General features: G+C 66.5%; 14 protein-coding genes. 5 read left to right on the forward strand and 9 right to left on the reverse strand.

Going from position 1 to position 15,946, the window contains the following annotated elements:
* Positions 1 to 6: 6 nt before the first annotated feature.
* On the reverse strand, positions 7 to 978 hold the full coding sequence (locus THITHI_RS0107480; RefSeq protein ID WP_026186151.1) for a glutathione S-transferase family protein: 972 nt from the start codon (positions 976 to 978) through the stop codon (positions 7 to 9).
* 139 nt (positions 979 to 1,117) lie between these two features.
* Positions 1,118 to 1,504, reverse strand: a complete 387-nt coding sequence (locus tag THITHI_RS0107485; RefSeq protein ID WP_232199395.1) for a DoxX family protein — start codon at positions 1,502 to 1,504, stop codon at positions 1,118 to 1,120.
* A 124-nt stretch (positions 1,505 to 1,628) separates the two neighbouring features.
* On the opposite strand from THITHI_RS0107485, the gene THITHI_RS0107490 reads away from it, so the two are divergent.
* From THITHI_RS0107490 to THITHI_RS0107505, 4 genes are all read left to right on the forward strand, one after another.
* Positions 1,629 to 2,537 carry a LysR family transcriptional regulator gene (locus THITHI_RS0107490; protein WP_018232463.1) on the forward strand — a complete coding sequence of 303 codons (909 nt, stop codon included), beginning with the start codon at positions 1,629 to 1,631 and terminating at the stop codon, positions 2,535 to 2,537.
* 142 nt (positions 2,538 to 2,679) lie between these two features.
* On the forward strand, positions 2,680 to 2,832 hold the full coding sequence (locus THITHI_RS20995; RefSeq protein WP_232199396.1) for a hypothetical protein: 153 nt from the start codon (positions 2,680 to 2,682) through the stop codon (positions 2,830 to 2,832).
* On the forward strand, positions 2,829 to 5,435 hold the full coding sequence (locus THITHI_RS0107500) for a protein kinase domain-containing protein (protein WP_018232465.1): 2,607 nt from the start codon (positions 2,829 to 2,831) through the stop codon (positions 5,433 to 5,435). Before THITHI_RS20995 ends, THITHI_RS0107500 begins: the two co-directional genes overlap by 4 nt.
* Positions 5,436 to 5,609: 174 nt before the next feature.
* A complete protein-coding gene (locus THITHI_RS0107505) occupies positions 5,610 to 7,133 on the forward strand; it encodes a methyltransferase regulatory domain-containing protein (RefSeq protein WP_018232466.1) in 1,524 nt (507 codons plus the stop codon).
* 42 nt (positions 7,134 to 7,175) lie between these two features.
* On the opposite strand, the gene gshA is transcribed toward THITHI_RS0107505, so the two are convergent.
* Positions 7,176 to 8,753, reverse strand: a complete 1,578-nt coding sequence (gene gshA / locus THITHI_RS0107510; protein ID WP_018232467.1) for a glutamate--cysteine ligase — start codon at positions 8,751 to 8,753, stop codon at positions 7,176 to 7,178.
* Positions 8,754 to 8,898: 145 nt separating this feature from the next.
* On the opposite strand from gshA, the gene THITHI_RS0107515 reads away from it, so the two are divergent.
* The gene (locus tag THITHI_RS0107515) at positions 8,899 to 9,639 is read left to right on the forward strand and encodes a M90 family metallopeptidase (protein ID WP_018232468.1); all 741 of its coding nucleotides are present in this window, start codon (positions 8,899 to 8,901) and stop codon (positions 9,637 to 9,639) included.
* Positions 9,640 to 9,785: 146 nt separating this feature from the next.
* Here the strand turns inward: THITHI_RS0107515 and THITHI_RS0107520 are convergent, their stop codons facing one another.
* The 6 genes from THITHI_RS0107520 to THITHI_RS0107545 form a co-directional block, all read right to left on the reverse strand.
* On the reverse strand, positions 9,786 to 10,412 hold the full coding sequence (locus THITHI_RS0107520) for a MarC family protein (RefSeq protein ID WP_018232469.1): 627 nt from the start codon (positions 10,410 to 10,412) through the stop codon (positions 9,786 to 9,788).
* A 198-nt stretch (positions 10,413 to 10,610) separates the two neighbouring features.
* Positions 10,611 to 12,500 (reverse strand): ATP-binding cassette domain-containing protein, encoded by a 1,890-nt coding sequence (locus THITHI_RS0107525; RefSeq protein WP_018232470.1) that lies wholly within the window; start codon positions 12,498 to 12,500, stop codon positions 10,611 to 10,613.
* Between the two features lie 181 nt (positions 12,501 to 12,681).
* Positions 12,682 to 13,827: an NAD(P)/FAD-dependent oxidoreductase gene (locus tag THITHI_RS0107530; RefSeq protein WP_018232471.1), complete on the reverse strand. Its 1,146-nt coding sequence runs from the start codon at positions 13,825 to 13,827 to the stop codon at positions 12,682 to 12,684.
* A gap of 126 nt (positions 13,828 to 13,953) precedes the next feature.
* Complete coding sequence (locus tag THITHI_RS0107535; protein WP_018232472.1) at positions 13,954 to 14,124, reverse strand: rubredoxin; 171 nt, start codon at positions 14,122 to 14,124, stop codon at positions 13,954 to 13,956.
* An 83-nt stretch (positions 14,125 to 14,207) separates the two neighbouring features.
* Entirely contained in the window at positions 14,208 to 14,702 is a 495-nt protein-coding gene (locus tag THITHI_RS0107540; protein ID WP_018232473.1) for a rubrerythrin family protein, read from the reverse strand.
* Positions 14,703 to 14,970: 268 nt separating this feature from the next.
* The gene (locus THITHI_RS0107545; RefSeq protein ID WP_026186152.1) at positions 14,971 to 15,900 is read right to left on the reverse strand and encodes a hydrogen peroxide-inducible genes activator; all 930 of its coding nucleotides are present in this window, start codon (positions 15,898 to 15,900) and stop codon (positions 14,971 to 14,973) included.
* Positions 15,901 to 15,946 lie beyond the last annotated feature (46 nt).

Raw genomic sequence — 15,946 nt, forward strand, 5'->3', positions numbered from 1 at the left:
CCCCGTTCAACCCCGTCCATGGGGCGCGCCGAAGTCCAGGACCGGGCCCCGGGGGATGATGCCGGAGGGATTGATCTGCCTGTGGCTGCCGTAGTAGTGAGTCTTGATCTGCTCCAGGTTGACCGTCCCGGCGATGCCTTCCACCTGGTAGAGCTCCCGGGTAAAGGCCCAGAGGTTCGGGTAATCGATGAGTCGCCGCCGGTTGCACTTGAAGTGGCTGTAGTAGACGGCATCGAACCGGACGAGCGTGGTGAACAGGCGCCAGTCGGCCTCGGTCAACCGGCCACCTACCAGGTAGCGCTGCCCCGCCAGACGGCCCTCCAGCCAGTCCATGGTGTCGAACAGGGCATCGAACGCCCGGTCGTAGGCTTCCTGGGATGCCGCAAACCCCGCCCGGTACACGCCGTTGTTGAGGGTGTCGTAGACACGTTCGTTGACCGCGTCGATCTCGGGGCGCAGCGCTTGCGGATAATAGTCCGCATCGCGATCCGTGAAGGCATCGAAGGCACTGTTGAACATGCGGATGATCTCGGCGGATTCGTTGTTCACGATGGTATCGTGCTGCTTGTCCCACAACACCGGCACCGTAACGATCCCGGTGTAGTCCGGATCGGCCCGGGTGTAGAGTTCGTGCAGGTAACGGGCGCCGTGGAGATGATCCGGCGTAGAGCCGGGATGGGCCTCGAAGCTCCAGCCCGGGTCGTGCATGAAGGGGTTGACCACCGATACGCTGATGAGCTTTTCGAGGCCCTTGAGCTGGCGGAAGATCAGGGTGCGATGCGCCCAGGGGCAGGCCCAGGACACATACAGGTGATAGCGGTCCGGCTCGGCGGGAAAACCGCCCTCGCCGCTCGGGCCCGGTGAACCGTCGGGGGTGATCCAGTGGCGGAACTGGGAATCCTTGCGCACAAACTCGCCGTTTTCCGTCTCGGCCTCCAGCCAGTCCTCGCGCAGTGCTCCATTGACCATCAGACTCATGAGAATCGACTCCGGTTGCCGTGCCGCGCCCGATGAAAGCGGAATGGGTCGGGCATCCGGCGCATCGTAGGTGTGACATGTGTCCGGCAGCGGGAGTTCATCCAGGTGCCGGCACACACGAAGGGTTGAAGGGCGGGGGTCATCCGCGCCGCGCATCCAGGCTCCAGGCACCGGCGCCCCGTGCGCCCACATACAGCAGCCCGCCGGTGATGGCCAGGTTCTTCATGAACAGGATCTGCTGCATGGAATCGCCGAAATCGAGATGGAAGATCAGGGTGGCGAGCAGCGTGAAGGCCGCCAGCAGCAGGGCCGCCCAGCGGGTCCACAGGCCCGCGATCAGCGCCAGGGCACCGCCCACTTCCAGCAGTATCACCAGGGGAAGCAGCAGGCCCGGCACACCGAACGCCGCCATGTACGCCTGGGCACCCTGGAAACCGCCGATCTTGTCCAGGCCTGCCAGCAGGAACATCACCGCCAGCAGCACGCGTCCCGCCAGCATTGCAATGGGTTGAATCGTGTTCATCATCGAGTTCCTTCCAGGTTGTCATCAGAATGAGCCCCCAGTATCAATAAATACGACAGATAAAAAAGCGCAAATATTGGGCTATATTGATCCAATGAATAGATATGTTAATGACCGGTAAAACGCCATGAAAGGGCCCCGAATCTCACTGGAACAATGGCGGGTGCTGCAGGCGGTGGTGGAACAGGGCGGATTCGCCCAGGCCGCCCGCCATCTGCACCGAAGCCAGTCCTCGGTGAGCTACACGGTCGCCCGCCTGCAGGAGCAGGCCGGTATCGCGCTGATGCGCATCGAGGGCCGCAAGGCGGTGCTCACGGAAGCCGGTGAGGTACTGCTGCGCCGCGCCGGGGTGCTGCTCCGGGACGCCCGGGTCCTGGAGGCACTGGCCGGGAACCTCGCGCAGGGCTGGGAGCCGGAGGTTCGCCTGGTGGTGGACGCGGCCTTCCCGGCGGATCTGCTCATGGCGGCGCTCGGGCATTTCGTGCCGGTGAGCCGCGGGACCCGGGTGCAGTTGGAGGAGGTGGTGTTGTCCGGCGCCGAGGACCGCCTGATGGGCGGCGAGGCGGACCTCGTCATCGGCATCCGGGTGCCGGCCAGCCACCTGGGGACCCACCTGGTGGACATCGGCTTCCGTGCCGTGGCACACCCGGACCACCCCCTGCACCGGCTCGACCGCCCCGTCACCGGCAACGATCTGAAGGGCCATCTGCAGGTGGTGATTCGTGATTCGGGCACCGGGAATCGCACCGACATCGGCTGGCTCGCGGCGGAACACCGCTGGACGGTGACCCACTTTGACACCGCACTGGCGGCCCTCGAGGCGGGACTCGGCTTCGGGTGGCTGCCGGAACATCGCCTGGCCGACGCGCTGGAGAGGGGCACGCTTGCGGCGCTGCCACTGGTGGCCGGCGGGCAGTACAGCGTGCCCCTGTACCTGATGTTCGGGGATGAGGACAACGCCGGGCCCGCGACGCGCGCGCTGGCCCGGGTCCTCACCGACGCCTGCCGGACCGCGCACCCGCCCTGCGGCGCATGATCGTGCAGCCGACCACGTCCACCACCCGCTCGACAAACGGGGGTGCCTCCGCGGTCCTTTCGGCTGATAATGTGGCGGGACAGGAATCTTTTGCGCCGGGGTGCCCGAGAGAACGCCCATGCATATACGAGGAGAGGATTCGATGATTCGGATGTCGTGGCGCACCCGCGGCTCCGCCACGACGACCGGCAGCGCCGGACGGATGCACACGGGCATCGGGCGGCGGATGCCCCGTATGCCGGCGTGTCGCCTGCACGACACCGTGCCCGCACCCCGGGAGCCCATGCAGCAGTGAACCACGACAGCCAGCAGGATGCGGGCAAGACGGATACAGGCGCATTTGAAGCCGATCCAGCCACCGGGGATCGGGCTTCCGCCGTCGCGCGGCGTCCCATTCTGCCCGGATGGCTGCGGGGTCAGACGGGCCAGCGCCGCGCCATCGTCATCGTGTTCGTGCTGGTGCTGCTGGGCCTGTCCTATGCCCAGTGGCCCCGTGGCCCGGACCTGCTTGCCTATGACCTGGCCGCGCGCCTCATTCCCGCCGAAGCGGGCCTTGCCGGCGTGGCACTCGTGGATACGGGCCCCGGCCCCGTTGACTATGATGTCCTCGCCCGTGCCGTGGACATCCTGGCCGCCCAGGGCGTGAACCGGCTCGGCATCTACCTGCCCCTGCATCAGCGTCAGTCCCCGCCAGACATGCAGTCCCTGATCCTGGAGTCCGACCGGGGCGCGCTCGGCGCGCCCGCCCCGGCATGGCTGGCACGCCTGGACCGGGATGCCCGCCTTGCCGACGCCCTGCGCCGCCACGGGGGGGCCGTACTGGCCGCCTTTCCGGACGTCACCCGTGACACGGCCCGTGGTGGGACGCTGAGCCGGATCAATGCGGCACCCATACCCTGGTATGCCCGGCCGTGGCTTGCCGTGTTCATGCGAACACCCGGTCCGGCCCGCCTGGAGACGCCCTTGCAGACCCCCCTGCCGGATCTCGCCAGCGTCGCGCGTGACGTCGGTGCCGCGCTGCCTGTCACCGCGCCCACCGGGGTCAGGCTCGCCGTCAACGAACCCGGCGGGCCCTGGGCCGGGTTTCTGCTGCCCCTGTTGAACCACGGAGACGCCGCGACCGCGCAGATCAGGCTCGAACCCGGCCGCGGGGTGCGCCTGGGCAATGAACTGCGCCCCCTCGGACCGGACCTGTCGGCCCATCCGATCCCCCCCCGCCAGGATCCCCGCGGGAACGGTCTGCTGGTGCACGACCTGGATACGCTGCTGGCCGGCAACGCCAGCCTGGAAGGACGCACCGTCATCCTCGGGCGCGCTGACAACCGGGCCCCATCGGTGAATCTGGGCGCGGGCGTGACACTGCCGGACGCCGTCTGGCAGACCTATGCCCTGGGCAGCCTGATGGACGAACGCGCCATATGGGTGCCCGCCTGGTTCCACGGCATCGAGCGGGTGCTGCTGGTACTGGTGGGGCTCTACCTGTTGGCCCTGCCCCTGCAACTGACCAGCCGCACCGCGGGCCTCCTGCTGTCACTCCTGATCGTGGTGGTGGTGTTCAACGCCGGCATCCTGATGCTGCTGGTGCACCACATGTGGTTACCGGTTACCCTGCCGGTCCTCGCCCTGCTGGCGGGTCACGGACTGTTATGGGCCTGGCTGCGCCACACGGACATCCTGTCCCGGGACCGCCGCGATGCCTCGGAGGCCCATTATCAGCTGGGCAGCCTGTTGCGATCCCAGGGACAGCTTGAGCCGGCCTTTGATCACCTGCGCCGCGTGCGCAATGTGGACGAGCCCCTTTGCCAGCAGCTGTACCAGCTTGGCCATGACCTGGTGCGCCGCCGCCAGTATGCCCGGGCCATGGCCGTGTACACGCATCTGGACACCGTCTCCCCCCGTTACCGGGACGTGCCGGTACGCATCCTGCGTTTGCGCGGCGTGTCCAAACCGGCCCGCAAGCGCCTGGGACAGGATCTCACCAGGATGGAGAACACCCTGATTGTCGATGGCGACACCCTGGAGAAACCCACCCTCGGACGCTACCAGATCGAGCGCCAGCTGGGGCGTGGCTCCATGGGCATCGTCTACCTGGGCGTGGATCCCAAGATCAGCCGCAAGGTGGCGATCAAGACCCTGGCCCTGAATCAGGAGTTCGAGACGGAACTGCTCGAGCAGGTGAAGATGCGCTTCTTCCGGGAGGCGGAGGCCTCCGGCCGCCTCAACCACCGCAACATCGTCACCATCTACGACGTGGGCGAGGAACACGACCTGGCCTTCATCGCCATGGACTACCTGGAGGGCACGGCCCTGGACGCCTACACACGGGCCGACAACCTGCTGCCCGTGGGCGAGGTCCTGGAGGTATGTGCCCAGGTGGCGGACGGGCTCGCATATGCCCATGGCCAGCAGGTGATCCATCGGGACGTCAAGCCCGCCAACGTCATCTATGACCGCGACAAGGGTTCGGTCACCATCACCGACTTCGGCATTGCCTGCCTGACGGACAACAACCGCACGCGCACCGGCACCATCCTCGGTACGCCCGCCTTCATGTCGCCGGAGCAGGTCGCCGGCAAGCCCGTGGACGGCCGCTCGGACCTGTTCTCCCTGGGCGTAACCCTCTACCAGCTGCTGTGCGGCCGGCTGCCCTTCAACGCCGAAACCATGGCGAGCCTGGTCTACCAGATCACGCAGACCCGCCACCAGTCCATCTCGGAGATACGCCCCGAACTGGGCCCCCTGGTGGCCCTGATCCTCAACCGCGCCCTTGAAAAGGATCCCGCACGGCGATACCAGGACGGCGCCGACCTGGCGAAGGCCTTGCGCGAATGCGCCGTGGCGCTGAAGCGCGGCCCGAAGCCCGGGCAATACAGCAGCCGGCACGCCATGACGCCCTGAGGGCCGGGTGCGGATCGGCTGCTTGATCGCCCGGAGGGAGGCCGACACAATAACCCGGATGACGGATTCGCAGAGATCACCCGACCAGCGGTGCCCGCAGGAATCGAATGAGCGGGCACCGCCGGGCGTACAGGCAAATGCGCCGTCTGCGGACACGCGCGCGGAGACAGGACCGTGACGAACCCGGTCGCTGAGAGCTACGACCAGATCCCCTACGAGAGCCACCCCGTCGCCGACACCCATCCGGACCGGATCGCGGCCATCGCGGGCCTGTTCGGCCTGCAGGCCCCCGACCCGGCCCGCGCCCGGGTCTTGGAACTGGGTTGCGCGGCCGGGGGGAACCTCATCCCCATGGCCTGGCATCTGCCCGACGGGCAATACCATGGCGTCGAGCTCTCCGGCGCCCAGGCCGATCACGGTCGGCGCATGGTGGGTCACCTGGGGCTGTCCAACGTGGACATTCTCCACGCCGACATCATGGATGTGCCCCTTGCCGGCGAGCCCTTCGACTACATCCTCGTGCACGGCGTGTTCTCCTGGGTGCCGGATGCGGTCCAGACACGCATCCTGGAGATCTGTGCCGGGCGGCTGGCCCCGGACGGGATGGCCTACATCAGCTACAACACGCAGCCCGGCTGGGGCCTTCGCGGCATGGTGCGCCAGATGCTCCTGCACCACACCCGCGGGATCGAAAGCCCCGTCGGCCGGCTCGCCGCCACGCGCGAACTGCTGGACTTCCTGGCCACGCCCGTGGAACACCCGCTACCGGGCCACGAGTGGCTGCGACAGGAGATCGGCTACCTGCGAAAGGCCCGGGACAGCTACCTCTACCACGAGTACCTGGAAGACTCGAACAGCCCCATGCTGTTCTCCGCGTTCATGGAAAAGGCGCACGGCGCGGGGCTTCAGTACCTGGGGGATTCGCAGTTGCACACCATGTTCCCCAGCACTCTCGGAGACGCGGTAGCGGAACGCTTCGAGGCCATGGACGATCTCGAACAGGAGGAACAGTACCTGGACTTCCTGCGCCTGCGCCCGTTCCGGCAAAGCCTGCTGTGCCGCGGGGGCGCGAACATCCGCCGGGAGATCGACCTGGGCTGGCTGGCCGGCCGGCGCTTCCACAGCGCCCTTCAGGCCGAACGTGGATCCGGGAACGATCATCGGTGGCGCAGCCCCGGCGGAATCTCCTTTCAGGTCCGGCACCCGCGGACACATCGCCTGTTGGGCGCCCTGTCCGCCGCCTACCCCCGCGCGCTCACCCTGGAGGAGTGCCTGGGCTCGGCCTCCCACGACGGCCCCCTGCTGAACGAACTGTTCAACCTGTTCGTCTCGGGCGCCGTGCAGGTGACACGCCTGGAGAATCCGCCGGTCCCAACATCGAGACCCGTGCGCCCCCGGGTATCCGGCCTCGCCCGCATGCAGGCCGAAATGGGGGAAGGCCACCTGGCCACGTTCCGTCACGAAAGCCTGGGCCTGGACCCGGTGTCCACGAAGCTGGTCACCCTGCTGGATGGCAGCCGCGATGTCGCGGCCCTGGTGGACGATCTGGCGCGGACCGCGGAAACGGACCCGGTCCTGGGGGCGGCCGTCGGTCTCGGGGAGGCGGAGATGCAGGACCTGCAAAAGCAGGTCAGAACCAACGTGGAACGCCTGCTGCAGCTGTTCGGCCGTCACGGGCTTCTCACGGGCGCCGACTGACGCACCGGTCGACGGATTGCCCGTGGACCCTCGGGTCCGTGCCTACACCGCCTGGGAGAAGTAGCGGCGCAGGTACTCCTCGAAGCTGACGTCATCGGAGGCCTCGATCTCGCGCTGGCGGTCCAGAGACGCGCGCGCTTCGGCCTCGAACACCGACTCGCGGTCGGGCGCAAGAGTGAGGCCCCGGAAGTGGGCGTGGTGCTGGCGGGACAGGCGCCGGGCGAATTCGTAGAAACCCTCACGCCGTTCGCCCATCTCGGCGAGCATGCGGGCCGACGGGGTCAACGCCGGATCGGCAACCTTCGCCCGCTGTCGTTCCAGCGCAGCGCTGTACGGCCGCCCCGGGTCATCCCCGTCCAGGGCGGCGCACAAGGGCGCCATGGCCGTCAGGATCTCGTCGGCCCATTCGCGCAACGGCACCTGATCACCATTGCGCAGCAGCTTCAACGCCGGATCGCGGCCGCGGTGGGCGGCCGCGCTCTGATTGTGGTCGATCTGCAGGCGTTCCACCTCCCCGATCACCGGGCTGTCCCTGAGCAGGCAGGCGAACATGAACGCTTCCAGAAACCGCAGCTGCGTCTCGCACACGCCCAGTGGTTCGAAGGCATTCACATCCAGTGAGCGCAGCTCCACATAGCGCACGCCCCGTCGGCGCAGTGCCAGTACCGGCTTCTCGTTGCCCTCCATGACGGGCTTGGGGCGCACGGAGCTGTAATACTCGTTCTCGATCTGCAGGATGTTGGCGTTGAGCTGGCGATACTCGCCGTCAACCACCACACCGAGCGCCTCGTACACCGGCGACGGTGTGGTGATGGCGCACTCCAGGCTGTCGGTGTAGGCCTCCAGGCTGTCGTAGGAGGCCTTGATGCCGGTCTCCTCCTCCTTGCGGTTCTGGTAGCCGATATCCCCCATGCGCAGGCTCGTGGCATAGGGCTCATAATAGGTGTTCTCGTTGAACTCCGGCATGTGCGTCGGCTTTCCCGCCAGGAAAGACTTGCACACCGCAGGTGATGCGCCGAACAGGTAAGGGACCATCCAGCCCAGACGCTGAAGGTTGCGGATCATGGCGAAGTAACCGGCATCGATGAACCGGCGCGGGTCACCGTCATCCCCTTCGAGCTTCTGGAGGACCGGCCAGAACCCTTCGGGCACGGAGTAGTTGAAGTGCACCCCGGCAATCACCTGCATGACCCGTCCATAGCGGTAACCGAGCCCCACGCGGTAGACGGTCTTCATGCGCCCGGCGTTGGACGTGCCGTAGCGCCCCACCGGGATGGCCGCCTCGCCCGCCACGACACAGGGCATGCTGGTCGCCCAGAGAAACTCCTCGCCGATGCGAGGGTAGGTGAAGGTCTGCAGGTCGCGCAGAAAATCGAGCGCCTGCACCGGTCCGTCAAACGGCGGCGTGATGAATTCCAGCAACGCCTCGGAATAATCCGTGGTGATCCAGGGGTGCGTCAGGGCCGATCCCAGTGCCTGCGGATGCGGGGTGCGGGCGATGCCGCCTTCCGGGCTGACCCGAAGGCTTTCCTTCTCAAGGCCCATCAGGCCGCCCCGAAAGAGGCCCTGGTGGCCGGCATCCAGCAGCCTCTGAAGCCGCGCTGAGAGGGTATCGGTCAAAGGGGTGTGCTCCGCAAGCAAAGGGCCTGAAGATACTCGCCTTGCCATGGCCCGGACAAGTCGAGGCGGTTTGCGGGGACTGTCACGGGCTGGCGCCGTGCCCCATAATGCACGGGCATCCCACTGACCCCGTGTATCCAGATCCGTGCTGTCAAGAATCAAGGCCTGGCGCGAAAGACGCATCCTCAGAAACGAGGCCATCGATGACGGGCTCTGGGAGGCGGGTTGCCGTGCCCTGCCCATGCTGTCGCGCCTGAGTCCCGAGGAGCTGCGGCGCCTGCGCCGCCTGACCACCCTGTTCCTTCACCGCAAGCGATTCCTGGGCGCGCACGGTCTCGAGGTGGAACAGGCCATGCGGCTGGATATCGCCCTGCAGGCCTGCCTGCCCATTCTGAACCTGGGGCTCGAGTGGTACGAGGACTGGGTCACCATTATCGTCTATCCCGAAGACTTCCTGCCAGAACACGAGTATGTGGATGAGGCCGGCGTGACTCACGTGGAGCGCAACCCCCACAGCGGCGAGGCGTGGGAACGGGGGCCGGTGCTGCTGTCATGGGACGAGGTGAACCACAGCGAGGGCCTGGCGATTCACGAGTTCGCCCACACCCTGGACATGCGCAACGGCCAGGCCAACGGCATGCCGCCCCTGCACCCGGACATGTCGCCCCGTGCGTGGTCCGACGCCATGAACAAGGCGTTCGATGCCCTCAATGACTGCCTGGACAGAGACGCCCCCCCGCCCATCGACCCGTACGCCGCCACCGACCCGGCGGAGTTCTTCGCCGTGGGCAGCGAGTATTTCTTTGCCGAGCCACAGACCCTGCAACAGGCCTTTCCGGCCGTCTATGACCAGTTCCGCCTCTTCTACCGCCAGGATCCTTCTTGATTTGTCAGTTGTCAGTTGTCAGTTGTCAGTTGTCAGTTGTCAGTTGTCAGTTGTCAGTTGTCAGTTGTCAGGAGCGTATCCTGCTCCAGTGGGCTGTCAATGGATTTTCTTGCAACTGACAACGGACCACTGACTACGGACAACCCTCAATCCAGATTCAGCCCCACGCGGACGCCGTCCAGGATGAACTGCACCGCCAGGGCCGCGAGGATCAGGCCCAGCAGGCGGTTGACCACGTTGATCCCCGTCTCGCCCAGCCCCCGGATGATGCTGGGCGCCAAACGGAAGGCCAGCAGGCACAGCGCCAGCACGAGCACCACCACCCCCACCAGGGCCGCCATGATCCCGGGCGGGTGGCCCGCGGAGGCCATGAGCAACACCGTGGTCATGGCCCCGGGCCCGGCGATCAGGGGAAAGGCCAGGGGAAACACCGAGATATCCTGCCGGCGTGAGGCCTCACGCTGTTCGCGCAGCGTGGTGGCGCGCATGCCGGACTGGCGGGCGAAGATCATGTCCAGGGAAAGCATGAACAACAGCACGCCGCCGGCGACACGGAAAGCCGGGATGCTGATGCCCAGCACGCTCAGCAGACCGTTGCCGACCAGCATGAAGGTGAGCAGGATGCCCGCGGCCAGGAGCACGCCGTTGCGCGCGATGCGCCGTTGCTCCTCCCGGGGCAGGTCATGCACCAGGGCGGCGAAGATGGCCGCCACCCCGATGGGATCCACCACGATGAACAGCAGCACGAAGGCGGACAGCAGGATCTCCAGCATAGCTGGCAGTATAGCGTCGCGTATTCCAGGAGACAGGGGAAAGACGGCAGGGATGGAGTCGCCCCGGCCTTCCTCATGAGTGCGAGGGCAATCCCTCCCCTGACCCCGGTCACCGCATGCTTCACAACTCGTGCTGCGCCCCGCTCTCGAGGCACGTTGGCCAGCAAACGTTCACAGCACCAGTTCACACTTCCCAATTCACACTTCCAACTTCAAAAGCGCATCCATCCACTCCGATTCCACCGCCTCCAGCTCCCGGGCCAGCGTTCCCTGCCGGGTGAGCAGATCCTGCAATTCGGCCTTGTTGGCCTCGTCGTAGATGTCCGGCTCCGCCAGCCGCGCCTCGATCCGGGACATTTCCGTCTCCAGCTCGCCGTGGCGCCTTTCGAGCCGCGTACAGGCGTCGCGCAGGGGTTTGAGGCGCTGGCGCGCCTCGGCGGCCTCGCGGCGCCGGGCACGGCGGTCCCGCGGTTCACTCTCCGGGGCGGCGCCCGCGGGGGCGGCATCGCCGGTTGCCGGTTCCCGCCGGGCCAGCCACTGGCGGTAGTCTTCCAGATCACCGTCGAACGGGGTCACGGCCCCATCGGCCACCAGCACCAGTTCGTCGCACACGGACTCCAGCAGGTGGCGGTCATGGGAGACCACCACCAGCGCCCCCTGATAGTCCTGCAAGGCCAACTCCAGCGCCAGGCGCATCTCCAGGTCCAGGTGATTGGTGGGTTCATCCAGCAACAGGAGATTGGGCCGCTGGTAGACCAGCATCGCCAGCACCAGGCGGGCCTTTTCTCCTCCGGAGAACGGCGCCACCGGGGCGAGCGCCGCGTCGCCGACGAAACCGAAACCGCCCAGGAAATTGCGCAGCGACTGCTCCGTGGCGCGGGGGTCGATGCGCTGCAGGTGCAGCAGCGGCGTGGCCTGCACATCCAGCTGCTCCAACTGGTGCTGGGCAAAGTAACCAGCCGCCAGGTCCGGCGCCGGGTCACAGGTGCCCGACAAGGACGCCTGTTCCCCGGCAAGTACGCGGATCAGGGTGGATTTGCCTGCGCCGTTCGGCCCCAGCAGGCCGATGCGGTCGCCCGGCCGAAGGGCCAGACACACGCCGTCCAGGACCGGGCGCCCCTGGTATCCGGCGGCAACTCCGTCCAGTTGCAGCAGGGGGTTCGACATGCGCCCGGGCGCGGGAAACGTGAACTGAAAGGGAGAATCCGCGTGTGCGGGCGCGATCCGCGTCATGCGCTCCAGTGCCTTGATGCGGCTCTGGGCCTGGCGGGCCTTGGTGGCCTTGGCCCTGAACCGCGCCACGAAGCGTTCCATGTGCGCGATATCGCGCTGCTGACGTTCATAGTACGCCTGCTGCTGGGCGAGCGCTTCCGCGCGCTGCGCCTCGAAGCTGCTGTAGTTGCCGGTGTACAGCGTGACACGCTCGCGCTCGATATGTGCCACGTGATCCACCACCGCATCCAGAAAGGTACGGTCATGGGAGATGAGCAGCAGGGTACCCGGATAAGCGGACAGCCACTGTTCCAGCCACAGCACGGCGTCCAGATCCAGGTGGTTGGTGGGTTCGTCCAGCAGCAGCAGGTCCGAACGGCACATAAGCGCCTGGGCGAGGTTCAGGCGCATGCGCCAGCCGCCGGAGAAGTCGGACACCGGGCGGGAGAGATCCGCATCGGGGAAGCCCAGCCCGTGCAACAGCCTGCCCGCCCTGCTCTCGGCGCTCCAGGCGTCGATGGCGTCCAGGCGTTCATGCGCACGGCCCATGCGATGGCCGTCCCCGGAAGCCTCGGCCCGTGTCAGCTCCGCCTGCAGGCGGCGCAGTTCGGTATCGCCGTCCATGGTGTAGTCCAGGGCGGAACGCGCCGTGGCCGGCATCTCCTGGGCCACCGAGGCAATCACCCACTCCCCGGGCAGGGTACAGCTGCCGTGGTCCGGCGACAGCTCCCCGCGCACCATGGCGAACAGACTGGACTTGCCGGTGCCGTTGGCGCCGGTCAGGCCGACACGCCATCCGGGATGCACGGCGAAGTCGGCCCCCGCGAACAGGATCCTCGGACCGCGGCGCAGGGTGAGATCGGTGAGTTTCAACATGGGCGCGCAGTGTAGCAGGCCCCGGCCTCCCCGCTCACGCCTCCGGCCGGGCCCGGGAATGCCAACGCCGGCTTCCCCTTGAACCTTGAACCTTGAACCTTGAACCTTGAACCTTGAACCTTGAACCTTGAACCTTGAACCTTGAACCTTGAATTTTGAATCTTGAATCTTGAATCGCCGTTCAGAGCACCGCCGGCACCTGTTTCGTCAGGGCCTGTTTTTCCTTCACCGCCTCGGCGCCCGTGAGCACAAAGCCGTTGAGTGCTTCGCCGTCACGGAACAGGGCGCGCACGCCATCGCCCACCGGTTCCACGATCCACTCGCCGGCGGCGCCGGACCCGGGCGGCGACACCACCACCGGATGGGCCGGGGTCTTCACCACCACCGGCATGGCCGGGTAGCTCACCTCCGTGGTCTCGCCGGCGAGCGTCTTGGCCAGCGCACGGGCGGCATGCATGATAGGCATGACGAACGGCAGCACCAGGCCAGCCACCTGGGCACAGTCGCCCAGGGCATAGACGTGTTCGGCCGAGGTGGCGAGCCCTCGGTCCACCACGATGCCGCGATCCACCTCGAGGCCCGCGGCCTCGGCGAGGCGTGTGTCCGGCCGCAGACCCACCGCCGAGAGGATGGCCCCCGCCTCCACGGTCTCGCCGTTGTCGAGTTTAAGCCGGAAGCGCGAGTCGACCCGGTCGATGCGTTCCACCACCGTCTCCAGGTGGAAGCGGATGCCGGCGCCCTCAAGCCCCTTCTGGAGGGCCCTGCCCGCCGCCTCCGGCACGAGACGCCCGAGGGGTGCGGTATCGGGGCCGATCACGTCCACCTCCCGGCCGCTGCCGTGAAGGTCGTTGGCGAACTCGCAGCCGATCAGGCCCGGTCCGATCACCGCCACGTGCTCCACGCCCCCGATGGCCTCACGGAAACGGGCGTAGTCCTGGCGGTTGTTCACCGAGAGCACCGCGTCGGCCCCGTCGCCCTCGTAGGACAGGCGGATAGGTTCGGCACCCACCGCGAGCACTAGCCGGTCGTAACCCAGGGCCTCGCCATCTTCCAGCATCACCTGACACGCCCCGGTGTCGATGGATTCGACGCGACGTCCGGGGAGGATGCGCGCATCGAGTTGCGCCGCCATGGCCACGGCCGTCTGGCTGATCAGGGCCGCGGCATCCTTGCCGGAGGCGAAGGCGTTGGAGAGCATGGGCTTGGAGTAGAACGCACCGTCGTCCGCGGTGACCAGGGTCAGCGGCGTGTCCTTGTCCAGCTTGCGAAACTCCCGCGCCAGCGTGTAGCCGGCAAGTCCCGTGCCGATGATGACGATTCCTGACATATGATTACGCTCCTTCGGGCGGGTGAGGGGGAGGGAGAAGAGTGAGGGGTGAGGAGTGATGGGATAGGCGTGAGGCGTAAGGCGTAGAAAGCCACGTGAGCTTTTCCGGGAACTACGCCTCCCCCCTCACGCAGCAATCTCCACCATCTCAAAGTCCGCCTTGGCCACGCCGCACTCCGGGCACTCCCAATCCTCGGGGATATCTTCCCAGCGCGTACCGGCAACGATGCCGTCCTCCGGCATGCCCACGGCCTCGTCGTAGATGAATCCGCATACCACACATTCCCACTTTTTCATGATCGAGCTCCTGATATTGAATCAGTCGGTTGTTTGAAAGTGGGGCTCACGCCCCGCCCACCTGTCTCTTGCCTCTGTCGCCTTCAGGCAGCCTTGCGCGCGGCTTCGACACGCGCGAGCGCTTCCCGGTAGTGATTGGCATGACGCTCTTCCACGCGGGCCAGGGCAGCGAAACGCTTGGCGGCCTTCTCCAGGACCCCCTGGAAGTAGTCGGCATGCTCGATGGATTCGCCGATCTGCTCGTCGAACTCGCGCACCGCCGCCTCGTTCTTCTCCTCCATGGCCATGTGGCGGAACTGCGGATACATCTCGCTGTACTCGTAGGTCTCACCCTCGATGGCCAGCTCCAGGCACCTGGCCGGGTTCATCCGGTCCCCGGGGAACAGCAGGTCCAGGTGGCCGAAGGCATGCTGCACTTCCTGGGCGGCCGTGGCCTCGAAGGCCCGGGCGCTGTCCTCGTCTCCCCGCTCACGGCAGATCTTCGCAAAGTACAGGTACTTGATATGGGCCATGGACTCGCCGGCAAACGCGGCTTCCAGATTCTGGACGGTGACGGAATCGTTCTCGGGCTGCTTCATGATATTGACCTCCGGGTTTGAATTGGGCGCCGCGCGGGTGCGGCCTGGAGGCGATATTAGGTATTGACTATCACATTATCTAATTTAATTTATCAAATTGATAAATAGCTTATGCCTATCAAAAGCCCATGGACCCGGCCCACCGGGAGACACGGGGCGGACAGGGTCAACAGGACCCACATGCCGTTCCAGGGGATACCGCCCCGGGCCTGAAGATGAAGATCCCGCGAAACCGGTCGGATCATCGGCATACGCGCCACCCCCGACCTTATGGAGCGATGAACGTCACGCAGCTCAGATCCGCGTCCAGGATGGCCTGGCGTACCGCCTCGATGGCGCGCGGCCTCGGGAAACTCACCCGCCAGGCCAGCGCCACCCGGCGGCTGGGCACCGGTGGACTGAAGCGGCGAATGGTGAGCAATCGCTGGGCGTACCGGTCAGCACCGGCGGCCGTACAGGGCAGGATGGTGATCCCCATACCCGAAGCCACCATGTGGCGGATGGTTTCCAGCGAACTGCCCTCCACCGAGCGCTGGATACTGTGATCCGAGGTCACCGGACGGTGACAGTTGGGACACAGTTCCAGCACCTGATCCCGGAAACAGTGACCCGCCCCCAGCAGCAGCAGGTTTCCCGAGGCCATCTCGTTGAGCTTGAGCTCTTCGCGCCCGCTCCAGGGGTGCCCGGCCGGCAGCACAGCCACGAAGGGCTCGTCGTAGAGCGGCAGGGTGACGACGCCCGGCTCGTCGAAGGGCAGGGAGAGGATGATGGCGTCCAGATCCCCCTGCTTGAGGCGTTCCGCAAGGCGCGCGGTATAGTTCTCCTCGATCACCAGCGGCATGGCAGGGGCCGACGCCCGAAGCGTCGGGATCAGATGCGGCAGGACGTAGGGCGCGATGGTGAAAATGGCGCCCAGGCGCAAAGGCCCGCTGAGCTGATCCTGTCCCTGCCGGGCCGCCAGGGCGACGCTGTCGGCCGCCTCCAGGGTACGCTGTGCCTGGGCCACCACCTGTTCGCCCACCGGGGTGACGGAGATCTCGCCCCGGCTGCGTTCAAACAGCGTGACGCCCAGCTCTTCCTCCAGCTTCTTCACCGCGACGCTCAGGGTGGGCTGGCTCACATGGCAGGCCTCGGCGGCACGCCCGAAGTGGCGTTCCCGGGCCACGGCGACGATGTATCGGAGTTCGGTTAGGGTCATGAGACAGGCGCTGGAGACAGGATGCAAGAGACAAGATACAAGAAAA

The sequence above is a fragment of the Thioalkalivibrio thiocyanodenitrificans ARhD 1 genome, from assembly GCF_000378965.1.
In the GTDB taxonomy this organism is placed as follows: Bacteria; Pseudomonadota; Gammaproteobacteria; order Ectothiorhodospirales; family Ectothiorhodospiraceae; genus Thioalkalivibrio_A; species Thioalkalivibrio_A thiocyanodenitrificans.